This is a genomic window from Nocardia sp. NPDC050710 (assembly GCF_040654375.1).
Taxonomy (GTDB): domain Bacteria; phylum Actinomycetota; class Actinomycetes; order Mycobacteriales; family Mycobacteriaceae; genus Nocardia.
This window is the reverse complement of record NZ_JBFAHV010000001.1, coordinates 230,923-255,287: the sequence shown is the minus strand read 5'-3', so window position 1 is coordinate 255,287 and position 24,365 is coordinate 230,923. Positions and strand designations below refer to the sequence as shown.

25 protein-coding genes are annotated in these 24,365 nt (G+C 65.2%); 12 read left to right on the top strand and 13 right to left on the bottom strand.

Going from position 1 to position 24,365, the window contains the following annotated elements; all coding sequences use genetic code 11:
• Positions 1-825: 825 nt before the first annotated feature.
• Positions 826-1,125, bottom strand: a complete 300-nt coding sequence (locus tag AB0H61_RS01090; RefSeq protein ID WP_357297671.1) for a hypothetical protein — start codon at positions 1,123-1,125, stop codon at positions 826-828.
• A complete protein-coding gene (locus AB0H61_RS01085) occupies positions 1,122-1,412 on the bottom strand; it encodes a hypothetical protein (RefSeq protein WP_357297669.1) in 291 nt (96 codons plus the stop codon). Before AB0H61_RS01085 ends, AB0H61_RS01090 begins: the two co-directional genes overlap by 4 nt.
• 130 nt (positions 1,413-1,542) lie before the next feature.
• On the opposite strand from AB0H61_RS01085, the gene AB0H61_RS01080 reads away from it, so the two are divergent.
• The gene (locus AB0H61_RS01080; RefSeq protein ID WP_357297667.1) at positions 1,543-2,037 is read left to right on the top strand and encodes a MarR family transcriptional regulator; all 495 of its coding nucleotides are present in this window, start codon (positions 1,543-1,545) and stop codon (positions 2,035-2,037) included.
• Between the two features lie 45 nt (positions 2,038-2,082).
• A complete protein-coding gene (locus AB0H61_RS01075; protein WP_357299776.1) occupies positions 2,083-3,678 on the top strand; it encodes an MDR family MFS transporter in 1,596 nt (531 codons plus the stop codon).
• Positions 3,679-3,769: 91 nt separating this feature from the next.
• Here the strand turns inward: AB0H61_RS01075 and AB0H61_RS01070 are convergent, their stop codons facing one another.
• The 3 genes from AB0H61_RS01070 to AB0H61_RS01060 form a co-directional block, all read right to left on the bottom strand.
• Positions 3,770-4,651, bottom strand: coding sequence for a hypothetical protein (locus AB0H61_RS01070; protein ID WP_357297665.1), 882 nt, complete (start codon positions 4,649-4,651; stop codon positions 3,770-3,772).
• Positions 4,648-6,447 carry a caspase family protein gene (locus AB0H61_RS01065; RefSeq protein WP_357297664.1) on the bottom strand — a complete coding sequence of 600 codons (1,800 nt, stop codon included), beginning with the start codon at positions 6,445-6,447 and terminating at the stop codon, positions 4,648-4,650. Before AB0H61_RS01065 ends, AB0H61_RS01070 begins: the two co-directional genes overlap by 4 nt.
• A 71-nt stretch (positions 6,448-6,518) precedes the next feature.
• The gene (locus tag AB0H61_RS01060) at positions 6,519-8,000 is read right to left on the bottom strand and encodes a serine/threonine-protein kinase (protein ID WP_357297663.1); all 1,482 of its coding nucleotides are present in this window, start codon (positions 7,998-8,000) and stop codon (positions 6,519-6,521) included.
• Positions 8,001-8,563: 563 nt separating this feature from the next.
• Between AB0H61_RS01060 and AB0H61_RS01055 the strand changes: the two genes are divergently transcribed.
• Together AB0H61_RS01055 and AB0H61_RS01050 are read left to right on the top strand one after the other, a co-directional pair.
• Entirely contained in the window at positions 8,564-10,276 is a 1,713-nt protein-coding gene (locus AB0H61_RS01055; protein WP_357297661.1) for a hypothetical protein, read from the top strand.
• A gap of 6 nt (positions 10,277-10,282) precedes the next feature.
• The gene (locus AB0H61_RS01050) at positions 10,283-10,651 is read left to right on the top strand and encodes a hypothetical protein (protein ID WP_357297660.1); all 369 of its coding nucleotides are present in this window, start codon (positions 10,283-10,285) and stop codon (positions 10,649-10,651) included.
• A gap of 52 nt (positions 10,652-10,703) precedes the next feature.
• On the opposite strand, the gene AB0H61_RS01045 is transcribed toward AB0H61_RS01050, so the two are convergent.
• From AB0H61_RS01045 to mftR, 6 genes are all read right to left on the bottom strand, one after another.
• The gene (locus tag AB0H61_RS01045) at positions 10,704-12,974 is read right to left on the bottom strand and encodes a SpoIIE family protein phosphatase (protein WP_357297658.1); all 2,271 of its coding nucleotides are present in this window, start codon (positions 12,972-12,974) and stop codon (positions 10,704-10,706) included.
• Positions 12,975-12,983: 9 nt separating this feature from the next.
• Positions 12,984-13,628, bottom strand: a complete 645-nt coding sequence (locus tag AB0H61_RS01040; protein WP_357297657.1) for a SpoIIE family protein phosphatase — start codon at positions 13,626-13,628, stop codon at positions 12,984-12,986.
• On the bottom strand, positions 13,621-14,034 hold the full coding sequence (locus tag AB0H61_RS01035; RefSeq protein WP_357299774.1) for an ATP-binding protein: 414 nt from the start codon (positions 14,032-14,034) through the stop codon (positions 13,621-13,623). Before AB0H61_RS01035 ends, AB0H61_RS01040 begins: the two co-directional genes overlap by 8 nt.
• Positions 14,024-14,413: an STAS domain-containing protein gene (locus AB0H61_RS01030; RefSeq protein WP_109527096.1), complete on the bottom strand. Its 390-nt coding sequence runs from the start codon at positions 14,411-14,413 to the stop codon at positions 14,024-14,026. Before AB0H61_RS01030 ends, AB0H61_RS01035 begins: the two co-directional genes overlap by 11 nt.
• 12 nt (positions 14,414-14,425) lie before the next feature.
• Positions 14,426-15,322, bottom strand: a complete 897-nt coding sequence (locus AB0H61_RS01025) for an STAS domain-containing protein (protein WP_357297656.1) — start codon at positions 15,320-15,322, stop codon at positions 14,426-14,428.
• Between the two features lie 74 nt (positions 15,323-15,396).
• A complete protein-coding gene (gene mftR, locus AB0H61_RS01020; protein ID WP_357297655.1) occupies positions 15,397-16,050 on the bottom strand; it encodes a mycofactocin system transcriptional regulator in 654 nt (217 codons plus the stop codon).
• Between the two features lie 63 nt (positions 16,051-16,113).
• Here mftR and mftE point away from each other — a divergent pair, with 63 nt between their 5' ends.
• Positions 16,114-16,818: a mycofactocin biosynthesis peptidyl-dipeptidase MftE gene (mftE, locus tag AB0H61_RS01015; protein ID WP_357297653.1), complete on the top strand. Its 705-nt coding sequence runs from the start codon at positions 16,114-16,116 to the stop codon at positions 16,816-16,818.
• Complete coding sequence (gene mftD, locus AB0H61_RS01010; RefSeq protein ID WP_357297652.1) at positions 16,815-18,020, top strand: pre-mycofactocin synthase MftD; 1,206 nt, start codon at positions 16,815-16,817, stop codon at positions 18,018-18,020. The genes mftE and mftD overlap by 4 nt, the downstream gene beginning before the upstream one ends.
• A 1-nt stretch (position 18,021) precedes the next feature.
• On the opposite strand, the gene AB0H61_RS01005 is transcribed toward mftD, so the two are convergent.
• Positions 18,022-18,492 (bottom strand): MarR family transcriptional regulator, encoded by a 471-nt coding sequence (locus AB0H61_RS01005; RefSeq protein ID WP_357297650.1) that lies wholly within the window; start codon positions 18,490-18,492, stop codon positions 18,022-18,024.
• 308 nt (positions 18,493-18,800) lie between these two features.
• Here AB0H61_RS01005 and AB0H61_RS01000 point away from each other — a divergent pair, with 308 nt between their 5' ends.
• The 5 genes from AB0H61_RS01000 to AB0H61_RS00980 all read left to right on the top strand — a co-directional run bounded on the left by AB0H61_RS01000 (position 18,801) and on the right by AB0H61_RS00980 (position 22,549).
• Positions 18,801-20,477, top strand: coding sequence for a fumarate hydratase (locus AB0H61_RS01000; RefSeq protein ID WP_357297648.1), 1,677 nt, complete (start codon positions 18,801-18,803; stop codon positions 20,475-20,477).
• 139 nt (positions 20,478-20,616) lie between these two features.
• Positions 20,617-21,012 (top strand): hypothetical protein, encoded by a 396-nt coding sequence (locus tag AB0H61_RS00995; RefSeq protein ID WP_357297645.1) that lies wholly within the window; start codon positions 20,617-20,619, stop codon positions 21,010-21,012.
• A 214-nt stretch (positions 21,013-21,226) separates the two neighbouring features.
• Positions 21,227-21,361, top strand: coding sequence for a hypothetical protein (locus AB0H61_RS00990; RefSeq protein WP_357297643.1), 135 nt, complete (start codon positions 21,227-21,229; stop codon positions 21,359-21,361).
• A gap of 131 nt (positions 21,362-21,492) precedes the next feature.
• Entirely contained in the window at positions 21,493-21,954 is a 462-nt protein-coding gene (locus AB0H61_RS00985; protein ID WP_357297640.1) for a hypothetical protein, read from the top strand.
• A 70-nt stretch (positions 21,955-22,024) separates the two neighbouring features.
• Positions 22,025-22,549, top strand: coding sequence for a M15 family metallopeptidase (locus AB0H61_RS00980; RefSeq protein ID WP_357297639.1), 525 nt, complete (start codon positions 22,025-22,027; stop codon positions 22,547-22,549).
• A 62-nt stretch (positions 22,550-22,611) separates the two neighbouring features.
• On the opposite strand, the gene AB0H61_RS00975 is transcribed toward AB0H61_RS00980, so the two are convergent.
• Positions 22,612-23,289 (bottom strand): SGNH/GDSL hydrolase family protein, encoded by a 678-nt coding sequence (locus tag AB0H61_RS00975; RefSeq protein WP_357297636.1) that lies wholly within the window; start codon positions 23,287-23,289, stop codon positions 22,612-22,614.
• 244 nt (positions 23,290-23,533) lie between these two features.
• On the opposite strand from AB0H61_RS00975, the gene AB0H61_RS00970 reads away from it, so the two are divergent.
• The gene (locus AB0H61_RS00970) at positions 23,534-24,355 is read left to right on the top strand and encodes an SDR family NAD(P)-dependent oxidoreductase (RefSeq protein WP_357297633.1); all 822 of its coding nucleotides are present in this window, start codon (positions 23,534-23,536) and stop codon (positions 24,353-24,355) included.
• Positions 24,356-24,365: the final 10 nt, after the last annotated feature.

Below are 24,365 nucleotides of genomic sequence, written 5' to 3'. Positions count from 1 at the left end.
TTGTCTGGAGGCTTTCGGACGACAAAAGCTGCTGCTCTTCTGGGGTCACCGGCGCACTTCTGCCCGGACAAACACTGGGAGACATAGCATGTGGACCGAGACAAGGACGGCAGGGATCCGACGCTGGGCCCGACGCTTCCAGCTCACTTCCGGCTTCACGACGTCGGTAGGGGTGGTCACGAACACGGTGGCCGCTGAACTGGTAGCCGGCACATCGACCGTGACAGTTCAGGATGGTGCTCACCTCACAGTGGTTAGCGGCGCGATCTGCTTCCTCGGCGCCAGTGCGATTCGCACTTGTGAATGGATCAGCCGTCGCAAGCCGATACGGGTTACTTTCGTATTCGGCACTGATCCGAATCAAGCAGCGGATCCCCAGCGGGACAGTGGCTCTAGCCGGGTGGCCTCGCCGAACTGACGCGCTGGACGATAGATGTGACCAGTGGGGTTCCTGGGCGAGAATAATTCTCGGGGACCCCTCTACGGGTTTCCGGCCGGGACCGTGCTGACCGCTGCCTGCTGGACCGTCGCTTCGTCGTTGAAATCGGCCTTCGGCAAGCGTGGCCGTACGTGACATTCGCCGATAATCGTGACGGAGCATCTTCGCAGGAAGTCCGCCTCTACGCACGCGACGTCACCAGTCGGCTACCCAGAAGAAAGGCCCCGCCGGTTGGCGGGGCCTTTCTGTGTTTGATGGCTATTCGGGAGGCACGGGGTCTGGAGAGTTTGCCGCACCAGTATCGACCGGGCAGGAAGCCGGAATCTTGCCTAGCAACTCGGACAGTTCCCGGCGACAAGCCCGCGACAGGGGCTGATCTGTATTCATCAAAGGTCCTCGATTCGGATGGTGGCCTCGACGAACCAGCGCACGGCGCCGGAGGCGGTGACCCGCTTGTGCCAGTTGGTGGTGCGCCGGTAGCCGAGCCCGGTGAGCGCCTGGTCGAGCGCTTCGAGGGTGGCCGGGGCGCTGGTCTCGATGGTGACCGAACCCCACGACGCCTCCACGGTGTGTCCGGTCTCGGTGCTGTCGGCGGCGTCGTAGTGGATCTCGCAGCTGTAGAGGTCGGCCACCGCGACGTCGTCGAGGCGGGCAATCATGAACATGTCGACGGTTTCGAGGCTCATCGCCCGACCTCCGGAGTGTGCAGGTTGCGCCGTCCTGCTGCCGTGCTGGCCGGTGCTGGCATGTTCGTTTGGGCGGCGGTCCGGTCGGCGCGAGTGGTGCAGGCCCGGCTGGACTTCGAGGCGCGCCCAGCGGCGGCGGCTTGGCGTTGGGCGATGGCGTTGTCGCGGGCTTCGATCACTTTGTCGGTCTTGGCCTTCCACTGCTGGCGCCGGACGGCGGCGGGGCGACCGAGCTCGCCTGCGTCGCGGGCGCGTTCATCCACGACGGCACGAATCTGCTGCTTCACCTCCGGGGCGACGGTGGTCTGGGCGAGGTCCCTGCCGAGGCGGTCGCCTAGAGCGGCCGCTCAATTAGTTGCATGCTGCAAGCAATTGAATTAAGGTTGCTTACCGCAAGCAACTAACTAGCGTGTGGGAGTGGACGTGGCGGTGTCACCCGAGACGGCTCAGAGCCTCATCAAGGAGCTCTACCTGATGGGCCGTGCGATCCGAGTTGCCCTCCTACATCCGGAGGAGGGGCAGCTGCTGCCCGGTGGTGTCGGGGTATTGGGCACCGTCGAGTCGCGAGGTCCGTGCAGACAGGTGGATCTGGTCGCGGACCTGTGCATCAGCGCGTCGGCGCTGAGCAGACATGTCACCGAACTGGTCGGCGCCGGCTACCTCAGCAGGCACGCCGATCCCAGCGACGGCCGGGCCACGCTGATCCAGGTCACCGACGAAGGGCGTGACCTGCTGCGGCGGGTTCGGAAGTCGCGGGCACGGGGATTGCAGTCCGCACTCGGCGACTGGAGCGAGGACGAAGCCGAACAGGCATGCCTGGCGGTGCGGAAGCTCAGGAATTCATTGGTCGCCCATGCCCACAGCACCGGTACGGGTGTACACCAGCCGGTTTCGACAGAAGGTCAGGAATAGATGTCGAATTCAGTCGAGACAATGACGCGACGCGATCCGTCCGCGATGACCCACCGCGAAATCCTCGAAGCGATGACCGGACTGCTGGCCGCGTTGTTCACGGCATTGCTCAGCACCACGATCGTCGCCACCGCGCTGCCCACGATCATCGGCGACCTACAGGGATCGCAGACCGCTTACGCCTGGGTCATCACCACGGCGCTGCTGGCCAATGCCGCATCCACCCCGATCTGGGGCAAGTTCTCCGATCTCTTCAATAAGAAACTGCTGGTCCAGGCCGCGATCATCATCTTCGTCCTCGGATCGATCATCGCGGGCTTCGCCCATTCGGTGGCGTTGCTCCTGGTGGCACGCGTGATCCAGGGCATCGGGATGGGTGGGTTGACGGCATTGTCCGTCGCGATCATCGGCAGCATCGTCGCACCACGGGAACGCGGCAGGTACTCGGGCTATATGGGTGCAGTGATGGCGGTATCGATGTCGGGTGGGCCCATCCTCGGCGGCGTCATCGTGGACAGTCCGCTCGGTTGGCGGTGGTGCTTCTTCGTCTGTGTGCCACTCGCGGTGATCGCGCTCGTGCTGTTGCAGCGCACGCTGCGGCTACCGACCGAGCGCAAAGAAGGTGTGTCGATCGACTGGCTGGGCGCCGCGCTCCTGACCGGCGGTGTGTCGGTGTTGCTGATCTGGGTGTCGTTCGCCGGCAAGGCCGGCTATTACGCGTGGATCTCCCCGGAATCGGCACTCTACGTCGCCGTCGGCCTGGCGTTGCTGGTAGCGACCGTCTGGGTCGAGTCCCGTGCCGAGTCGCCGATCATTCCGCTTTCGATCGTCACCGAACGCACGACCGGTCTGGCGATCATCGCCTCGATCGCGGTCGGCATCGGGATGTTCGGTGCGACCACCTTCCTCGGCCAATACTTCCAGACCGCGCGCGGCTACTCACCGACCATCGCCGGTGTGCTGACCATCCCGCTGGTGGCGGGCATGCTCGTCGCCTCCGTCGGTTCGGGATTGCTGATCACCAGATTCGGCAAGTGGAAGCGGTTCGTGGTGGCCGGTGGCGTATTGCTGGTGGTCGGATTCGGGCTGCTCTCGACGATCGATCACGCCACCGTCCTGTGGCTGGTCGGCGTCTACATCACCATCGTCGGACTCGGCGTCGGCATGATGATGCAGAATCTCGTGCTGGCCGTGCAGAACACGGTGAGTGTGCACAACATCGGTGCGGCATCGAGCAGCGTCGCGTTCTTCCGCACGTTCGGCGGCGCCATCGGCGTCTCGGTGCTGGGTTCGGTGCTCGCCACCCGGGTGGGTGAGCTGTCCGCGGCTGGTTTCGCCGAGATCGGCATTCACTCCGCATCCTCCGGCGGCAGCAATCTCGATCTCGATTCCCTGCCCGGCCCGGTGGCCGCCATCGTGCGTGCTGCCTACGGTGACGCCACCGGCAGGATCTTCCTCATTGCCGCGGCCGCGACCGTCGTCGCCCTGCTCGCGACCACCTTGCTGCCGAACCGCCCACTACGAAGCACGATCGACATCGATCCCGCACTCGACCCGATGCGGACCGACTCCGACGATATGGTCGACGACCCGGAAGACGTTGTGCGCCAGGAGAACAGCAGAGAACAGGCGATTCGATAGCAGGCGCGGAGGGCAGCCGGACCGGTGACAGCCGGAGAACCTGCTGCCCTCTGACCTCGATGCCGGAACCTACGGTCACCGACAACACGACCTACCCGACGGTGCGCGCGGTGACAAGGTCGGCGATCCTTCCGGCCACGACGGGGTCGGCCAGATATCCGGCGATCCCGTGGCGGTTGCTGGTGAAATTGAGTACCCCGTCGTAGTTCTCGACCGGAGGATCGACATCGAAGTGCTCGCTATCGAGCGGCCGGAGCGCGACGATATCCGCTTTGTCGAATGCGTTGAACCAGGTTTCGAGGTCGTCCGGGAATTCGAGGGGGGAGTCCAGACGACTGCGGATTCCGCTGATGCCCAACGGTGAGCCCAGAGTGACGAGGCCGGCGCACGGCGCCGGTCGGTCCGGGGAACGAAGGACGTTGTAGGCGACCACGGTGCCGAGGGAATGCGCCACCAGGACAAAGGGTTCGGAACCAAGGGTGTCGTGAACAACGCGGTCGACCGCTCGCCGCGCCGCCGAATTGGTGACGTAGAGCGAAACGTCCCGTACGAAAGTGTCGATCACTCTGCTGTCCAGGCCGGGTATTCGAGACAGGGCGCGGGTCGCGGCGAGTACCCATCCCCAATTCTGCGGGTCCCGGGCCTGGATGTCCTCGGCTTCCGACGCCACCGACTGTGGGGACAGACCGACATTGGCGACGATGTCGGCGAGAATCGCCCGTTGTGCCAGCGCATACGACGGCTGTCCGCTGTCGAGGCCCCGGCTGGCGACGTCCGCGGGAAGCGCTTCCTCTATACCCGCTACCAACCCCGCGAGCAGATCACCGTAGTAGGCGAACGACACATCCGCCGCCAGCGGTATGGGGGCGTTCGCGCGTGCGAGCCCGTATGTCAGCGCGTCGGTCCATTCCTTCTGTAGCGTCATCGGGTCCTTGCCCTGTTGCGACCGCCCGTGAACCAATACGAGTTTCATGTATCCACCTGTTGGTACATCGTGTCGAATGCTTGCAATACTCCGTCGTTGTCCAGGGTGGTCCAGAGAGCTGGAATTAGATGGCGCGCCAGGTCTCGATGGTATGGACGCCACAGCGGTCCGGACTCGTCCAGGAGCAGCCAGCCGCGGGTCGATAATGGCGTGAAGGGATATATGCGATGAGAGGCCAACGCGCCCAGTACTTCTCGTCCCATATCGACTGTGCCGTGCGGCCGCATCTGTGACGCCAGCAGTGCTATATCGAACGATATGACGCCGCTGCGGGCAGCTTCGAAATAGTGTGCGGGATCGAATGTCCCGCGTTCGGCCTCGGCGTAGCCACGCAGGGTTCCGAGGATGACATCGCCCGTACCGGCGGTGCTGTGACCCCATGGCCCGCTATCGGTCGCTTGCCTGAACAGACGGTCGTCGAGAAGGATGTCGATCCGTCCGTTCTGGGATTCGCTATTGGCAAAGGCCAGGTACTGATCGCGGAATTCGTTCGAGAGCTCGTTCGCGTTCGGAGAGAATTGCCGCCGGTAATATTCGTCGCGCCTGCGGTAGTCCATCCCCGCGATGCGCCCGCCATCGACATACACCGCCATCGACATGTTCGGTTCGATACCGACCACGGTGCCGGTCCCGTCTTCGAACCGTAGGACCGCGCTGGCGGGGTGGAAAGCGTGACCGAAGGCCGGTATCAATTCGACTGCGTGCACACCGCGCGAATGATGTTGTTCGGCGATCTCCCAGCCCACGGCCTCTACGGCGTCGATACGCGCTCCTCGCGCCACGATCCAGGCGGAACCGTGATGGTCGACCTGCCTTGACGCCAATTCGTCTGCGGCACGGCTCGTTTCACAGAGATTCTGGGCCGATTCGGGGAGCGAGGAGAGTTGTGTCGGATTCGAATCATCGGTCCGAGCACTGCCGGTATCCGGTGTGGTCCGTCGAGGTGGCGCAGACTCGGCGGCGACATCGAGAGCCGCGATGTACTGCGGCAGGTCGGTTTCCACCCTGATCTCGGGACGTTGGTCGAAGAGGGGATCGAGGCGGGCCGAGGACTCTCGGACGGCCTCGATCAAAGGCCGTTTGAGGCGTCGGGAAGTGACGACCGGAAGCGACTGCCGCACAAGCTTCTCGGAGGCTTTTGATCTTCCCAGCTCAATGTATTCGACCGCTTCGCCGGGCGGATCGGTGAGGAGATCCAACAGGCACCGGGTGAAGACACCGTAGCTGTCACCCGGCTGCGCCTTCACCTCGTAGGCCGGGTTGCCCGGTGCGGTTCCGAAGTAGATATCCAACTCCGCGCTGTCGGCACTTGATCCCGCCTGCGGGAAGATGCTGCCTCCGGTCAGCCCGAAGAACGGAGGGCCGTTCACATATGAGCGACACGCGTCGGAGATGAGAACGACATGCGGGATTCCGGCGCGACGTGCGTGTTCGGCCGACAGGAGGGCGTTCACCGCTTCTGTGCTGTCGGTCCCGGCCTCGGATAGCAGCCATACCTCCGCGCCGGGCGCCATCAGCACTCCGTGACCGGCGAAATAGACGATCAGCTGGCTGTAGACCCGCTTGTCCACGAAGTCGCCGATGGACTGAAGGATTTGTCGCCGGGTCACGTTCCGATGCGCACCGCCCTGGATATCGGTGTGCAGGACGACATCACAGCCTTGCCGCTCGGCCCAACCGGCGACGGTGGACGCGCCGGAGGCGGCGGCCCGCAACGGAGTGAGCGGGGAAACGACGTCTACTCCGATGCAAATCGCCGCGCGCCGATAGCTTTTGACTGTCACGGATTCCCTCTCAGGATGAACGACCGGCCGCCGCACCGGTGGGACTTTCGGCTCGATACCGATCGCCGGTATCAATCACTTCGCCAGCTTCCGACGACCGAGCTACCGTTGGCCGACGGTGTGTATCGATCACCCGCCGCCGCCCGTGCGAACAACCGTGCCCATCGGCTGATGAAGTCGTTCAGGTCATCCACTTCGAGCCTGGTGAAAGGCCACGCGAGGTGCCGGACGATGTCCATGCCTTTTGCCAGTGCCCTCGCGGCATCGGCCCCCGGTTCCAGCGCGAACGGATCTACGCTGTTGCGCTTTCCCGCCAGGTAGATGGTCGAGAAAGCGCACTCGAACCACTTGTACCGACCGGCTTGCTGTATATCGCCGAACCACAGCGAGTGTGAAAGCCCTTCGCGTCCGTTCTCGTCGGTCGGGAATCTCAGGTCGATCGTCGCCGTGGCGACCACATCGAATACCGGCTGCGGTTGCCACCCGCCCCAATCCGTGCCCGCGGATACCCGCGGCTTGGTCAGTCGCAGCTCCGCATTTCCGAGCCGAATCGACCATCCGTGCGCCGACTTGGCGACGATTGCCGCCGGCGCCGCGTCTTCTATCTCCACCCGAAGAGTGCCCGAGATTCGGTCCAGACTCTCCTGCGCACTGTGGACAACTTCTTCGCGTCGCTCCTGCGCCGACAGGGCTTCCGAGCGGGACCTGTCGGCTTCCGCTCGGCGTTCGACTTCGACTCGATTCACTTCTTCCAAGTGGGCCAGACCGCCTCCGGCGGCATTGGACTTCTGCTGATGCCGATCGAGCCTTGTCCCGAAATCGGCCGGGGAGAGACGCGGTCCGGGCGCCTTGTAGAGACACTCTCCGATCAATGTCGCCAGAGCTGTGGGCGCGCAGGAGATATCGGGGATCCGGCCGTGCAGATGCTGTATCCGGTAGTCGGCTTCGGTCGGTCCGGGGAAGGGTCGGCGGCCGACGATCATCTCGTAGGCGATGATCCCGAACGCATACATGTCGGTTGCCGAGGTGGCGCGTTGGTGACGCCACTGTTCCGGAGCGGCATAGGCCGGTGACATCGAATACTTCCGCGTGTCGGGTGCGGTCGCCGCCTCGGCATAGCGTGAGATGCCGAAATCGGACAGGCACCAGCTCCCGTCGAGCCACAATATGTTGTCCGGTTTGAGGTCCCGGTGGACAACCTTTCCATCGAGATCGGTGAGTGCGGCACAGATATCCTCGAGCACGCCGACCGCCTCGGCGAGTGGCAGCGGCGATGACTGGTCGAGGCGGTCCCGCAGTGATCGTCCGGCTCGCGGCATCACCAGAACCCAGTGGTCACCGTGTTCGCCGCAATCGAGGATCGGGACGATATTGCGGACACCGTCGGGATTCGCGAATAGCAGCTCTCGGTCTGCGCCACGCTCCTTCGGGACGAACTTCGCGACTGCCGCGCGACTGCCACATGTCGCGGCATATACATTGCCGAAGCCGCCACCGCCGATTCGTTCCCCGATGAGCCAGGTCATCGTGAGTGCTACCGACTGCCCTTGCACGTATTGCTCCCCGAATCTGATATGCGTGGAGTGCAATCGCACTCCACGAGCCGATCTCCACAACGCGCTGGTTTCTCGTCCGCCCTATTCGATGCAGATTATGTGGCGACCTATCGTGCGCTGCCGGAGCGATGTTACATCGAGGTCTACATTCACCCTCGACATGTGGGCTTCGCTATTACCGAAACCGGTCGTTCGGATTTCAGGGAGTTTCACCGGGCCTCAAAACCGAATGGACGGTCGCTTAAAGCATGCCCCGCTCCATCGGAAAAGTTCCTGCCAGCGGTGGAAATCTGAACCATTCGCCGAAAATGTACGCTGTAAATAGCTGGGCAGCGGGTTTGTTACCTGAACTTCATCGAAAGCGTCACGTCCACCTCCACGATGAGTGCGCGGCTCGGTACGCGGAATGTGGTGGCGCTCAGGGGTGTCACCACGCCGATCCGGGTGGGCGCGGGCCGTCGGGGGCGGTGACCGTCGCATGTCTGTGAGGGCGGAGCTCGGAATCCGGGCGGGGAGAAAGGTGTCGGAGGCGCGGTGGAGACCAAGGAGTCGATCGAGCGTTGACCACGAATAACAATACCGATGAGTTCGCTTCGCGGAGTCTTTCGGTGATGATGCAGCGGCTCGCGAAACGCACGCTGACGTTCGCAATATCCCTCAGCTGTGCGTTGATCATATTTGTGGCGATACCATTTCACGGTATCCCTCGACCGCTACCTTCGTCGCTGTTGTCGTACCTGGTTATCATGCTATTCGCTGCGATAGCGGCCCGCGGCATCATCAGCTATTCGGATCGTAGGAAGCAAAAAGGAATTCGCCGCAGAAATATCGACTGTCTGCCGGATCGATCGAGTACCGAGAGCTTGGCCGCGGCTGCCGTCAAAGCATTCGGCAGCCGGGTCTCTCGTGCGGACACATTGCAGCTCATCGAGCTGTTCAAGAATCCTAGTGCCTGCGTGTCGAGAATTTCGGAACGGATCGAGCTCGGTGACGAGACCTATCGAATAAAGCTCACTCAGACGATCATGGGTGCGCATGTCGACCAGACCGGCGCCGAGGTGAACAACTTGCTCGTTCCTGTACTGTCGCCGCCGAAATACGAGTTGGTGGACAAGTTGAAGCTCACCTATGAGGACCTGCCGATAAGGACACTGTCCTATTGCGAAACGCAGGGCGCCCTCCTCGCTATAGGTGAGACCTTTATGGAGAGTGTCTTCGGGGTGGTTCCGAAAGAATTGTGGGAGAGGATCAAGCTTCAGATCCTGAACGAGAAGAAAGCGAATGAAGGTGAGCGTCAAGCTATTTCAAATCTGCTCGAGACCGAACTGGACAAGCTTAATCCTCAGGGCGACGATGTTGTTTTGCGGGATCTACTGCACAATTTTGTCTACAGCGTGCAGAGCACCTTCCCGATAATCGCGATCATGCCGGTGCGCCCCGTCATGAAGCTGCAGATCGAATATATTGAAACGCGAGCGCGGCTCGGTGAGCGTAAACAGGGCGATATCCGGCAGATCTCCGACGGGTTCTATTCGCATATGCGTACCGCCTTCGGTCTGGCCAGGCGATCGCATACGATCCCGGTGCCGAAGGCGACCAAAGCTCGGAGCTATCATTTCCGCGCCGACGTACCCCATGGCATGTATGTATACGACATCGAAATCGGATTCGCCTCATTGCAAGACGTCGGGGGCACCGGTGTGGGCGCGGTCGCGCGCCGCCCCATAGATCCCCGGTGGGACGCCGCCGATACCCGCGGTCTCACATACGTGCACGCGTACGGGCGGGACCTCGACATTGCCGATACCGCGTCCCGGATCCCCTATCTGATTGTCGAGCTGCGCGAGAAGCCGCCCGGCATGATATTCGTGGTTACCTTGTTGTCCGTCTACCTCGGCTCGTTGACGCTCGGTGTCGGATATTGGCACGACCAGATCTTCGGCCGGAGTGCGTCTCCCTTTTGGCCGGCCATTCTGTTCGGTATCCCTGCCATTGTGTCGGGCTGGCTGGTTTCCCGCTTCACCTCCGACGCGGTCAGCAGATTGTCGATATCCACGCTTGCGGTTACCTCCTGGTTCATTGCCAACGCGGTAGCTGCCATTACGCTGGCGGCTTTGAAACTCGCCGGTATCGTGGGTTCGCCGGCTCTGTGGGGCGCGCTGATGATCAGTGCTACCGCATGCGCCGTCATGGCGAGTCTGCTGCTATATCTGCGAGTGCGGAGGTACCACCGTCGTGCGAGCGGTTCTATGAAGAAGAAACGAGAGGATTGACTCGTCATGCCCGAAGAGAGAATATTGCCTATGCAACCTGCCGGTTTCGATGTGCTCCTGTCGGGCCTGTTTCGACGTTTGATGGGGGGCAGTACGGTTGAGCGCATCAAACCAGGGGTTCTACAGGTGACACAGGTCGAATTCGGGGCCGATATCCTGTACGAGGAGATTCAACGGCTGAGCTCGAGGACACTCGGTGAGAGCGCGGACTTCTGCGGTCGCAGTGAAGCATCGATAACTATGGCGGTGTCGATGAGCGAGGAGACCCAGCGGCGTTTTCTCGATCGCGCGGGCGGCGCGCTGACCCGAATATGGCTGGAGGCTGGATTAGCTATCGGCCCGGCAGACCGCCCGGCGAGTCCTGCCGAGGAGTAGCCATCACGGTGGCCGCCGTCGGCTGTCGACTGGGCCGATCAGAGCCCGCTCATCACCCCGCGATGCGGCGGTGCGTGCCCCGGAGCGGGTTCGCCACGGGCGATTTGATCGCGGGCAGCGTCACGGACATGCGGACTGTGGTGCCGGGTCCGGTGTGGTCGATATCCAATTCCTCGGTGAGGGCCTGCATCATATCGATGCCGCGGCCGCGGTTGCCGGGGTCGGCGGAGCGCGGCTTCCAGGAGCCGGTGTCGGTGACCACGATGACGACCGTCTCGGTATCGCAGGTCGCGGTCAGCTCGACCGCGTGGTCGGCCGCGCCGTCGCGGTAGGCGTGTTCGATGCTGTTGCTACAGGCCTCGTTCGCGGCCGCGACCAGATCCGAGGCGAGATCGTGCGGAACCGCCGCCGCGGCGAGCCATGCCTTGAGGTTGCGGCGCAGCGCGGTCAGCTGATCGGCGTGCGCCGGGACGGCCAGCCGCAGCGGTGAAGGCGGCTGCCGGTACACCACCATGGCGACATCGTCGTCATAACCCGCGGCGGGACGCAGCCGCGACAACACCGCGTCGGCCACTTCACGCGGCAATTTGCCGGGGGTATCGGCGAGCACCGCGCAGATCTTGGCGAAGCCCTCATCGATATCCACGCCGCGCTGTTCGACGAGGCCGTCGGTGAACAGCACCAGCGTCGAACCGGGGGACAGCGCGGTGGTCGCCTCCGGGCGTCGCGGCATCTCGAAGGTGGCCAGCGGCACCGAACGCCCGCCTTCGAGCAGTCGACCGGGTTCGCCGACATCGGCCAGGATCAGCGGCATGTGACCGGCGCTGCTGTAGCGGACCAGTCCGCGCACCGGATCCAGCACCGCGGCACAGACGGTGGTGCACATGGCACCGGGTATCCGGCCCGCCACCGGGTCCAGTTCCGCGAGCAGCTGTGCCGGTCCGGCCCCGCGCAGCAGCAGGGCCCGTGCGGCCGAACGCAATTGGCCCATCACCACGGCCGCCGACAGTCCACGCCCGACGCAGTCACCGACCACCACGCCGATGGTTCCGTCCTTCAGCGGCACCACGTCGTACCAGTCGCCGCCGATCTCGAGTGGCGGCAGCGCAGGCTCGTAGTGCACCGAAAACCGCGGTGGCAGTTCGATCGGGCCGAGCATGGCCCGTTGCAGCGTCAGCGAGGTGGAGCGGGCCTGGTCGAAGTTGCGGGCCCGCTGCACGGCCAGGCTGAGATGTCCGATCAGCAGGGAGAACAGCGTCCAGTCGGCCGCGGTGATGGCCCGCGGTGCCGCGAAACGCAACCACAGTGCGGCATCGCCGGTTTCGCCGAGCGGAGCGACGATACCCTCGGAGCTTTCGGCGCCCTCCGGTATGGCGGACAGGCTGCGCGGCGGCCTGCGCCGGGCCCGTTCCAGCAATGTCCGCGCCCCGGCGTCGAGTACGGGTCCTTCGGTATTGCTCGTGCCCGGCTCGATCGACCCCGAGACGTACACCTCCGGTCCGGTATTGCGATTCGGCCAGACCGTGACCACCGCGGATTCCGCGCCGACGGTGCGGCGCAGTTCGTCCAGCCCGACCGCGAGGACCTCGACGACGCTGGTGGCCGCGCCGACCGCGGTCGCCAGCCGCGACGCTGCCTGATCCCTGGCCTGGGCGTCGTGCTCGGCGGTGACATCGCGGATGGTGCCGACGAAGATCTGCTCGTTGTTCTCCGGTTTGATCAGCGCGCTGGTGCTCACCGCCAGCCACAGATCGCGCCCGTCCCGGTGCCGGATCGGTATGACGAACCGGAGAGCCTCGGTCCCCAGATCCGGATAGCGCGATGTGGACGGTACAGACCACGGATGCGGCAGCGGATAGGGCACATCGGCGGCCCCGTACCCGGTGAGCGCACCGAAGGCGGAGTTCACCTCGATAATGGTGCCGCGCGCGTCCGCGACGAAGAACCCGTCCTGCAATGACTCCACCAATGCGGTGCGGAAGGCGTCGCGACCGGCGAGATCGTCGGCGCGGGAACGCTGTTGCTCGTAGCGACGGGTGCCGTCGAGGTAGCCGCGGGTGGCGATATCCAGTGCGGCCAGGGTCTGCAGCAGGAATTCCAGTGCGCTCTCGGCCAGGCGCGGATCCGGGGGCCGCGCGGCGGCTTCGGCCGCGGTCACGAACCGGAAGTGGTGTTCGGTGAGATCGAGCAGGCTGATGTCCTCGACGAGGGCGCGCCTGCCGAGCTCGTAGCCTTCGGACAGGGTGGCGTGGGTGGGCGAATCCAGGTGGCGCCGTAGCGCGTCCGCGTAGGCGTCCAGGAAGGCGGCCAGCACGCTACTCATGCCTGCGCCTCACTCACCGTCACCGCGTCCGTTCGAGGTGCCGCCCCGGTGGCGGGCGGCCAGCACCAGGGCGTCGTCGGTGTCCTTGGCGTGCCTCGCCAGGATTTCCGAGGTGATCTCGGCGGTGGACTTGGAAAGGTCGATGCTGTCGGCGGATTCGGGAACGATGCCGTCGGTGGACATCAGCAGCAGATCGCCCGGGCGGACGTGTACGGTCTGCGGCTGAAGATTCTGCGGTAGGCGGTAGCCGACGATACCCCCGGTGAGCAGTACGGTGGCCCGCACGGTCAGCCCGGCGGGACTCACACTGAGCACCCGGGATTCGACATTGCCGACGCCGAGCCAGCGAATGGTGTCCCCGGCCCCGAACAGAGCCAGCGAGACGGCCGCGCCGCGGGTATCGGCCATCGCCCGATGGCACAACACCATCAGCACATCCAGCGGTTCGGCCCGGTTCTCCGAAAGTACTTGTGTGGCACGGTCGGCCGCGTCCGCCGCGGCGGCACCGTGCCCGAGTCCGTCCAGCACCGCGAAGAGCACACCGCCGCCGCCCGCGTCCAAGACCACGCAGCGGTCACCGGATACGCGTTGCCCGGGGAGTGCGCGACCGGCCACCGCCCATTCGATCCGGCCGATGAACCCGTCCTCATGCACCGTTGGGCACCCACTTCCACATCTCCACGAAAGTGCCACGGCCGGGGGCGGAATCGACGGTGAGCCGATCCATCAGGCGGCGCGCCCCGGGCAGGCCGAGCCCGAGTCCGCGGCCGGTGGAGTAACCATCGTCCAGTGCGCGAGCGATATCACGAATGCCGGGCCCCTGGTCCTCGGCCTGGACCACCAGCGCCTGGCGCCCCTCGCGGTCGTCGACCAATAGGCGGATTTCGCCGCTGCCCGCGTAACTGGTGATGTTGCGGGCGATTTCAGAGATCGCCGTAGAGATCATGGTCCGGTCGGTCAGCGAGAAGCCGAGCTTTGCTGCCAGTTCCCGTCCGGCTTGACGCGCGGTCACGATGTCACCCGACACCTTGACCGCGATCACCACGTTCTCAGCGGCCACTGTCACGACCGTCTCGCTGGCGCCGTCCCGAGGCCTTGCGGTCCAGCCACGCAAGCCCCTCTTCCAGGTCCAGGGCGGTGTGCATATCCTCGAACGTGAGCCCGAGCTGCACCATGGCGAACGCGACTTCGGGTTGCAGTCCGACGATCACCGTCTCGGCACCCCGGAGCTGCGTCATGTGCGCGATGGTACGCAGCGATCTGGCGGCGAACGAATCCATCACGTCGATAGCGGTGACATCCACGATGATGCCGTGCGCTCTGTACTTGCTCACCTGTTTCATCAGATCGTCTTGCAGGCGTTCGGTATCCGCGTCGGTCAGGGCTGACTGAACCGACGCGATGAGATACGTGCCCTGCTTCAGGATGGGTACCGGCATGGGAGCGCCCGATCAGCGCCCGTCTCGCTGGTCGGTCACGCGGGTGACCTCGTAGCCCAGCAAACGTTCTGCCTCTTCGATACCACCCTGGAGGTCGCCGACCGCGTTCATCTTGGACAGGTCCAAGCCGATCGTCACCAGGGTGAGCGCGATCTCCGAGGACAGGCCGGTGATGATCACGTTCGCACCCATCAGACCGGATGCGTCGACGGTCTGCACCAGGTGGTTGGCCACCGTGGAGTCGATCGTGGGGACACCGGTGATGTCGATGACGACGACCTTCGCGCGGTTCGCCCGGATCGCGCGCAGCAGCTGCTCGGTCAGCTGGCGGGCACGCTGGCTGTCCAGCACACCGATGATGGGCAGGATGAGCAGCTGCTCGCGCACCTGGAGTACCGGGGTGGACAGCTCGCGGATGGCTTCCTGCTGTTGCCGGATAACGCGCTCGCGCTCCTGGACGAACGAGATGGCCACGGTACTCGCGATGCGGTTCGCGGCGGGTTCGTAGGCGTCCAGAACATCGTTGAGCAGATTGAAATTCGACTGGTACTTCTCGAACAGCGAGCGAGCCAGCACGTCGCGCAGCAGCAGCACGATGCCGATGACCTCGTCGGTCTCGACTCCTCGCGGAATGATGCGCTCGGACAGGTCGCGGGCGTAGGCCTGCAGCGCCTCGACGCTACCGGTCTCGAGCACCTCGACGTAGTTGTCGTAGATGGAGGTCGCCTCGGAGAAGATCTCCTCCGGGGTCATCGCGGTGAGCAGCTGGGCGTCGGTGATACGCCTGGCCCATTCCTCACGCAGTGCGGTGCGGTTCTGACGCAGGTGCTCGACAAGCTGTGGCAGCAAGTTGTCGACAGGCCCTGCTGTCAGCGAATCCGCCGAAAGGCTCATGGACACCTCGGACATGGAAACTCCTGCCCCTTTCGACGGGTGGGTTGGGATCATCGTGCGTCCCGGTTGGCGGCCGGTACCGAGCCTAGTCATACCCCACCGGGATTGCCCGTGAAACGTGCGGGTAGCTCATCGGTGACTCCGGTGGGCGTGGCGAATCCTCTTTCCAGGGCTGCCAGTGCCCGGTCCAGGTAGACGGTGAGGTCGGCGTCGGCCCGCGCCAGCCAGGCGTCGAAGGCGGCGCGGGCCGCGGCCAGCGTGGTCCGGCCGACGGCGAGCGGGATGAGTCCGTCCTCGGGTTCGCCGAGGCGCCGCGCGGCGAAGGCGCTCACCGCGCGCTCCCAGGCGTCGTAATGCGCGCCCGCGGTGGCGGCCAGTGCGGGGACGGAGCTGACCAGATGCATTCTGGTACGCAGCTCGGGCACATCCTCCGCGCGATATCGGTTGGCGTTCACCACGACTCGGCGCACCGCGGTCATCATCGGCTCGTCGTCGGGCACCTCGGCGAAGTCGGCGCGCAGGCTCGTGACCTCGGCGTCGAACTGGTACCAGAGCACCTCGGCCTTGGTGGGGAAGTAGCGGAAGAAGGTGCGTCCGCTGACGCCCGCGGCGGCGGCGATCTGGTCGACGGTGGTGTTGTCGAAGCCCTGCTCGCTGAACAGGCGCATGGCGATCAGCTCGAGTTGTCGCTTGCTGGTGCCGCGTGGGCGGCCGCGGCCGGTGGTGGGGCCCGATGTGGTCACGGATTCGATTATGTCAGTGCCTGACGTATTGATTATGTCAGTGACTGACGATAATCTCGCGGCATGGAAGTGGCGGATATCACGTGGCCGGAGGCGGGCGAACGGGCCGGCGCCGGTGTCATCCTCGCGGTGCCGCTGGGGGCGACCGAACAGCACGGTCCGCATCTGCCGCTCTCGACCGATACCGACATCGCGGTGGCGTTGTGCGCGGGGTTGGCCGCGCGCCGCCCGGATGTGCTTGTCGCACCGGCGGTTCCGTACGGTTCCAGCGGCGAGCACGCGGGCTTTCCAGGCACCCTGTCGATCGGGCAGGCCGCGCTGGAACTGCTCCTGGTCGAGCTGTGCCGCTCCGCGACCGCGACCTTCGAGCGGATCCTGCTGGTCAGCGGGCATGGCGGCAATCTGGAACCGCTGCGCCGCGCCGAGGCGCTGCTGCGTACCGAATCGCGCGATGTGCGCGGATATCTGCCGCACTATCCGGGGGATCCGCACGCGGGCCGGGCGGAGACCGGCCTGATGCTGGCGCTGCGACCGGAACTGGTGCGCGCTGAACGCGCCGAACCGGGCGATATCCGACCGCTGCCCGAGATCCTGCCACTGCTGCGCGCGGGTGGTGTGCGCGCGGTGAGCGCCAACGGCGTCCTCGGCGACCCGACCGGCGCCACCGCTGCCGCGGGCGTCGCCCTGCTCGATCAGTTGATCACCGACCTGCACGAGAAAACCCGGCACTGGTGGCCGGTCGTCGTACCCGAAAGGACCCCGCTATGAATCCCTGGTTCGAAACCGTCGCCGAGGCGCAGCGGCGCGCGAAGAAGCGCCTGCCGAAATCGGTGTACGGTGCGCTGATCGCCGGTTCCGAGCGGGGGCAGACCATCGATGAGAACCAGCAGGCCTTCACCGAGCTCGGCTTCGCGCCGCACGTCGCCGGCCCGATCGGTGACCGAGATCAATCGACAACGATACTGGGACAACAGCTTTCGATGCCGGTGCTGATCTCACCGACCGGTGTGCAGGCGGTGCATCCGGACGGGGAGGTGGCCGTCGCACGCGCTGCCGCGGCCCGCGGCATCGCGATGGGATTGAGCTCATTCGCCAGCAAGCCGATCGAGGAGGTTATCGCGGCCAATCCCGCGACCTTCTTCCAGCTCTACTGGTGCGGCGGCAAGGACGAGATCATGCAGCGCATGGCCCGCGCGCAGGCGGCGGGCGCGGTCGGGCTGATCCTCACCCTGGACTGGTCGTTCTCGCACGGCCGCGACTGGGGTAGTCCGGTGATCCCGGAGAAGCTGGATCTGCGCACCATGCTCAAATTCGCGCCGCAGACCCTGGCGCGGCCGCGCTGGCTCGCGACCTACGCCCGCTCCGGGCACATTCCGGATCTGACCGCCCCGAATATGGCGGTCGGCGACGCACCCGCACCGGGCTTCTTCGGCGCCTACGGCGAATGGATGGGTACGCCCGCCCCGGACTGGGACGACGTGCGCTGGATATGTGAGCAGTGGGGTGGCCCGGTCATGCTCAAGGGTGTGATGCGGGTCGACGACGCGCACCGCGCGGTAGATGCGGGCGTGGCCGCGATCTCGGTTTCCAACCACGGTGGCAACAACCTCGACGGCACCCCGGCGGCGATCCGGGCGCTACCGGTGATCGCCGACGCGGTCGGCGCGCAGATCGAGGTGGTGCTGGATGGCGGCATCCGACGCGGCAGCGATGTGGTGAAGGCGGTGGCACTGGGCGCCCGTGCGGTCATGATCGGGCGGGCCTACCTGTGGGGTCTGGCCGCCAACGGTCAGGCCGGAGTGGAGAACGTGCTGGATATCCTGCGCGGCGGTATCGACTCGGCGCTGCTCGGACTGCGGAAAACCAGTGTGGCCGAACTGGATCGCGGTGACATCATCGTGCCCGCCGGCTTCGAACGGGCCCTCGGTGTGCCGACCAGGCCCGACGCGGTGACATCCTCGGCGAGTTGACTCAGACCTCCTCCGCGGGTCGTCGGTGGTGTGCGAGCAGCGTGTCGTAGATATCGGCGAGCGCGCAGAGTTGGTCGCGGTCCAGCGCGTCGATCATGTGCCGCCGGACGCTCTGCACGTGCGCGGGAGCGGCGGTGCCGAGCACCTCGGCACCGCGCGAGGTCAGCCGGGCGGCGGTGCGGCGGGCGTCGTCCGGGATCGGTTCCCGGACGACCAGTTCGCGCTTCTCCATCCGGGTGATCTGGTGTGAGAGCCTGCTCTGCGACCACTCCAGTCTCTCGGCCAGGTCGGCGAAGGTCAGCCGGTGGTCGGGGGAGTCCGCCAGATTCGCGAGGACTGAATATTCGACATAGGTGAGGTTCGAGGCTCGCGACGAATCGCGCCCGATAGCGGCCGCGATGAGGTCGCGCGTGCGCACGAATCCCAACCAGGCTCGCATCTCGACGTCGTCGAGCCATTGCGGTTCGTTCACGACACCGCCTCGCTGCGCTCGGTCACGACTGCGCCCTCCAAACTCTGACGTGTCATAGAAATTGTCGTGCCACGACCGCGACTGCGACAACTGTCAGAACTGAGAGGTAGCACCACCGGGGTTGAACGTGCAACCTTTATCGCCCGGCGAACTTAGGAAGGGTTGCCTAACCCCGGGGTGGTGTGGCTCGATGGATAGGCTCGCTGTGTTTGTGACCAGTCAGGGTTCACAGTCGACGGCCCGGCATCGCTAATGCCTCCGCCGAGGTTGTGTTCGATGCCCGAGCCCCGTCCGAAGGAGAGCGATCCGTGACCGCGCCGGAATTCCGCTATTCAGATCTGCTGCCGATCGGCGCCGACGACACCCCCTACCGGTTGCTCACCACCGAGGGCGTCAGCACTTTCGAGGTCAACGGCCGCACCTTTCTGCAGGTCGACCCGGAGGCGCTGCGGCTGCTGACCGCCGAGGCGATGCACGACATCAGCCATTATCTGCGGCCGGGGCACCTGTCCCAGCTGCGCAAGATCATCGATGACCCGGAGTCCTCCGGCAACGACCGCTTCGTCGCGCTGGATCTGCTCAAGAATGTCAACATCTCCGCGGGCGGCATCCTGCCGATGTGCCAGGACACCGGCACCGCGATCGTGATGGGCAAGAAGTCCGAGGGTGTGCTCACCGGCGTCGATGACGCCGAATGGATCAGCCGCGGCGTATTCGACGCGTATACCAAGCTGAATCTGCGCTACTCGCAGCTCGCCCCGATCACCATGTGGGACGAGAAGAACACCGGCACCAATCTGCCCGCGCAGATCGAGTTGTACTCGACCCAGGGCGATCCCGCGCATCCGTCGTACAAATTCCTGTTCATGGCCAAGGGCGGCGGCTCGGCCAATAAGTCCTTCCTCTACCAGGAGACCAAGGCGGTCCTGAACCCCACGCGCATGCTGGAGTTCCTGGACGAGAAGATCCGCTCGCTCGGCACCGCGGCCTGCCCGCCGTACCACCTCGCGGTCGTCATCGGCGGCACCAGCGCGGAATTCGCGTTGAAGACCGCGAAATACGCTTCGGCGCATTATCTGGACAATCTGCCCACCGAGGGCTCCCTGACCGCGCACGCCTTCCGCGATCTCGAGCTCGAGGAAGAGGTCTTCAAGCTGACCCAATCCTTCGGCATCGGCGCGCAGTTCGGCGGCAAGTACTTCTGCCACGACGTCCGCGTGGTGCGGCTGCCCCGGCACGGCGCCAGCTGCCCGGTGGCGATCGCGGTCTCCTGCTCGGCGGACCGGCAGGCCCTGGCCAAGATCACCCCGGAGGGTGTGTTCCTGGAGCAGTTGGAGCGCGAACCCGCGCAGTACTTGCCGGAGCAGACCGACTCCATCCTCGGTGGTGACGTCGTCAAGATCGATCTGAACCGGCCGATGTCGGAGATCCGCGCCGAACTCTCGAAATACCCGGTCAAGACCCGGCTTTCGCTGACGGGGCCGCTGGTGGTGGCCCGCGATATCGCGCACGCCAAGATCAAGGAACGGCTCGACGCGGGCGAACCCATGCCCGAGTACCTGCGCGAGATGGCGGTTTATTACGCGGGCCCTGCCAAGACCCCTGACGGCTATGCGTCGGGTTCCTTCGGCCCCACCACCGCGGGCCGGATGGACTCCTACGTCGACCAGTTCCAGGCCGCGGGCGGCTCGTTCGTCATGCTCGCCAAGGGCAATCGCTCGGCCCAGGTGACCAAGGCGTGTAAGGAACACGGTGGTTTCTACCTGGGCTCCATCGGAGGCCCCGCGGCGCGGCTCGCGTTGGACTGCATCAAGTCGGTCGAGGTGCTGGAGTATCCCGAGCTGGGTATGGAAGCGGTCTGGAAGATCGAGGTCGAGGATTTTCCGGCGTTCATCGTCGTCGACGACAAGGGCAACGACTTCTTCGCCGAAACGCAGAAGCCGATCGCGCTGCGGGTGCGCACCCGTTCCAAAGAACGGGTCTGAACGGGCGATTCGGCGTGGGGGCATCCCGGTGACACGGCGATGTCCCCCGGTTCGCCGGAGTGCCGGCACCGTCCGGCGCGGGACGCTTGACTCCTGACGAGTTGGTCGGGAGTTTCGAGTGGTCGAGTCGAGGAGGGCAATGAGTACGACATTTCGTATCTCGGAATCCGCCAGTCGACGGCTGGTCGCACGCGCCGCACAAGAGGGAACGAGTTCGACCGTATTGCTGAACAGGCTGATCCGGGAGGGGGTCGACCAACTGGAGCATCCGGGGATCGTGTTCCGGGGCCCGGTCGACGACCGGCGAGCCGCACTGGCCGCGGGGCCGGAGGTCTGGGAGGTCGTGGCGCGACTCTTGGAGCTCGAAGGGCCGGTGGAGCGCCGAATCGCGGTGCTGAGTCAGGAATCCGAACTGCAATCGCGCGGAATCCGGACCGCCATCGCGTACGCGCGCGAACACGGTCGCGAAATCGGAGAGCGCATCGGGCGCAATCGCGAAGCCGCCGAATTGATTCGGGGGGAGCGCGGCGGTTAGACCTCGATCCGACCGGTCGGTCTTCGATGGGAGTGTGTACCGTGCGTCGACGTCTCGTGTCGGCGCACGGTTCTTTCGGCGAACGAAGTGTTCGGAGGGGGCAATCTTCCACAGGTATCACCTCTGCCGATACCGCTTGCGGCGCATTAGTCTTCGTGCGATGTGGGCAATTGTCGATAGGTGGATCTCGGATCGTGACGGTGGGTTCGGAGTGGTGACCACCGAGTCCTGTGAAGCGGTGACGGTGCGGGACGCGCAGGTCGAGACCGATGCGCCACTACAGGCTGGGGATCGGGTGTGGCTGGAGTACGCGGGCGCCGAGGTCGTGAAACTGGTGAAGGCCCAATAGGTCTGACCGATTAGGTCGATAGCTCCCGTTCGTCCCTTGTGATCCACAGCACTGGATAACTATGTGGACAACGATCTTTCCTGTGGATAACGCGTTTGTCGTGCAAGCGGATTCGGGCACATCGTGTGCCCATGCCGAATAACAACGATCTGCCCCCGCTGCTCTCGCCCGATCTGATGCCGCCCATCCGAACCGCCGAGGACTTGCGCCTGCGCTGGTGCACCCTGCTGGGTGGGTATACCTTTACCCACCGCAGCCTCTGGTGCATGTTCCTCGCCCCCGATGGCGGCACCGCCCCCGTCCTCCCCACCATCGAACCGCTGCCGACCTGGCCGGATCCGGTCGGCCTGCTGAACCTGACCAACCTCTGCGTCGAGACTCTGTCCGCCTGTGCGCCAGGTGGTTCCGTGGGTTTCCTACTGGCCCGACCCGGTCCACGGAGCCTGCGCGTCAGCGACCGTGCGTGGCATCACGGACTCCGCGACACCGCGCGCGGTTCCGCGCTGTGCCTGCGGCCGATCCATCTCGCCACCGATGACGAGGTGCGCACCCTCGTCGACGAGGATCCGATGCCGACCCGCGAGAACGGATGACGTTCACGCCGGATGTCGGGAGGGATCTGTCAGGGAGAGTCGGCCGGTCGGCGCCGCTAGTATTGCCCGCATGTCGCTGACTGGGCACGGATATCGGAGGCGGATGCTGCTGGGAATGCTGGCCGTGGCGTCTCCGGCGCTCCTGGCCGGCACGGTGGCGGCGCCCGCCACCCATGCCGTGCCGGTCGTCCAGTGGGAATTGGTGGGCGCGGCCGCCGGTACCGAGGGACTGGACCCGGCATTGGTGGTGGCGTACACCCTCGCGGAGGATGCCGCGCATGCCGCGGGGGTGCCGCTGTGGATCAACTCCGGGTATCGGACGCACGCCGAGCAGCAGGCACTGTGGGAGGACGGGATCGCCACTTACGGCAGTCCGGATGAGGCGAGGCGCTGGGTGCTGCCGCCCGAGGAGTCGACCCATGTCGCGGGGCATGCGGTCGATGTGGGGCCGCGGGTCGGTGCGCAATGGCTGGAAGTGCACGGGAACCGGTGGGGGCTGTGCCGGACCTATCAGAACGAGTGGTGGCATTTCGAGCTGGCCACCCTACCCGGCGCGCCGTGCCCGCCATTGCGGGCGGACGCGAGCGAACGATAGCCCGCGCCCGCCCGGCGGTATGGATCCGCACGGCCGAACCCACGTGAATCCGGCCGCGGCGATCAGGGGGTGGCGGCCGCCAGTGCCTTGATCACCTCGGCGGCGACCACCGCGTGGCCGGAAATATTGAAGTGGATGTTATCGGCAGACATCACATTGGTCCGCCGCCCGACCGGATGCCACCACAGATCCACCAGGATGGCGTCGTGCCGATCGGCGGCCGCGCGGATCCTCTTGTTGAGCTCGTCCAACCGCTCCCGGAAGGGGAGCAACTCGGGCACATGGGCGGGCACGGCGTCGGCGATGGTCATCGTGGCCAGCCGAGCGCCCGTCCGCTTACCCGCCGCGAACATCGCGTCCAGATTGGCTTCCGCGGCGTCGTAGTCCGGGTTGTGTGTCCACAGATCGTTGCCGCCGCATGCCACGTAGAGCAGATCCGGTTCGAAGGCGATCGCGCGGTCGAGCTGGGTGTCGAGCACCTGCTTGCTGGTGGCGTTGATCTGGCCGGTATTGAGGAAATCGACCGATCCCACCGCATCCCGCAGTACCTTGAGAACCCGGGGAGCCCAATAGATTTCGCGATAGCCCGGGCTCGGATCGCCCGCGCCGTGTGCGGTGCTGTCGCCGATCAGCGCCACACGCCGCCACGGCGCCCCGCGGAGCATTTCGGCGGCGGTCTCGTCGTCGAGACAATCCGGGTCGGTTGCTTCGGTGTACACGCTATCCGCGACATCGACCATGGTGGTCTCCTTCGACTATCAAACCGAACGAACGTACGTGCCAACCGTACTGGTGGGCCAGGGGAGGGTCAAGGCGAACCAGGTCAGCGCGGTGTTAGCTGGCAATAGGGGGTGTGGGGTAGGGGTTGACCAGGTATCGGGGTCGCGACATCCTGCACCCAGGGCGAACGGTCGTTCGGTCCCTGTCGTATGCGCTCCGCAAGCCGTCATGGTCTGTGCTCGAGGCGATCTTCCAGGAGGAATAGTGAAGGATCTGAAGGAACGGACCGTGCTCCTGACCGGTGCGTCCGGCGGGATCGGCCACCGGGTGGCGCGCCGCCTCGCGGCCGCGGGCGCCAATGTCGCGGTAGCGGGCAGGCGCGCCGATGTACTCGAGGCGCTCGCGAACGAACTGCGCGAGACCGGTGTGAAGGCCGAGCCGATCGTGGGCGATCTGGCTCGATTGGGCGAACTCGACGACCTGGTCGACAAGACGGAGCGGGCGCTGGGACCGGTCGACATCCTGATCAACAATGCCGGGGCCGAATTGGCCTCGGCCTTCGCCGGATACACGCCCGACGAACTGCGCTGGATGACGGATGTGAACCTGGTGGCGCCCATGCTGCTGACCCGGCGGGTGCTGCCGGGCATGGTGGAGCGGGAGCGCGGCCACGTCGTCTTCGTCTCCACCGGCGCCGCCAAGATCGCGCCCGCCTACCAGGCTCCCTATGCCGCGACCAAGGCGGGCCTGCTCTCGCTGTCGCAGTCGCTGCGCGCGGAGTACCACCGGTCGCCGATCGGGTTCTCGGTGGTGCTGCCGGGATTCGTCAAGGGCGACGGCATGTACCAGGCCTGGGTCGACCAGGGGGTGGAGGCCAGCAAGCTGCTGGGCTCCACGACCGTGGACAGGATCTCGGGCAAGATCGTCGGCGCGATCCTGAAGGACCGGGCCGAGGTGCTCGATATGGGCATGCCGGTCCGGTCGATGTTCGCGACGACCCAGCTCTCGCCGGGCTTTGCCGGGCGGATGGCGCTGCGGATGTCACCGGTGTTCCGCAAGCAGGCAGCCGCCCGGGATCGCCTCTAGGACAACGGGT

Coding starts and splice junctions, on each gene's coding strand:
- AB0H61_RS01090 (WP_357297671.1), bottom strand. CDS start 1,125: ATGAGCCTCGAAACCGTCGACATGTTCATGATTGCCCGCCTCGACGAC.
- AB0H61_RS01075 (WP_357299776.1), top strand. CDS start 2,083: ATGACCCACCGCGAAATCCTCGAAGCGATGACCGGACTGCTGGCCGCG.
- AB0H61_RS01070 (WP_357297665.1), bottom strand. CDS start 4,651: ATGAAACTCGTATTGGTTCACGGGCGGTCGCAACAGGGCAAGGACCCG.
- AB0H61_RS01050 (WP_357297660.1), top strand. CDS start 10,283: ATGCCCGAAGAGAGAATATTGCCTATGCAACCTGCCGGTTTCGATGTG.
- AB0H61_RS01045 (WP_357297658.1), bottom strand. CDS start 12,974: ATGAGTAGCGTGCTGGCCGCCTTCCTGGACGCCTACGCGGACGCGCTA.
- AB0H61_RS01030 (WP_109527096.1), bottom strand. CDS start 14,413: ATGCCGGTACCCATCCTGAAGCAGGGCACGTATCTCATCGCGTCGGTT.
- AB0H61_RS01025 (WP_357297656.1), bottom strand. CDS start 15,322: ATGTCCGAGGTGTCCATGAGCCTTTCGGCGGATTCGCTGACAGCAGGG.
- mftE (WP_357297653.1), top strand. CDS start 16,114: ATGGAAGTGGCGGATATCACGTGGCCGGAGGCGGGCGAACGGGCCGGC.
- mftD (WP_357297652.1), top strand. CDS start 16,815: ATGAATCCCTGGTTCGAAACCGTCGCCGAGGCGCAGCGGCGCGCGAAG.
- AB0H61_RS00995 (WP_357297645.1), top strand. CDS start 20,617: ATGAGTACGACATTTCGTATCTCGGAATCCGCCAGTCGACGGCTGGTC.
- AB0H61_RS00985 (WP_357297640.1), top strand. CDS start 21,493: ATGCCGAATAACAACGATCTGCCCCCGCTGCTCTCGCCCGATCTGATG.
- AB0H61_RS00980 (WP_357297639.1), top strand. CDS start 22,025: ATGTCGCTGACTGGGCACGGATATCGGAGGCGGATGCTGCTGGGAATG.
- AB0H61_RS00975 (WP_357297636.1), bottom strand. CDS start 23,289: ATGGTCGATGTCGCGGATAGCGTGTACACCGAAGCAACCGACCCGGAT.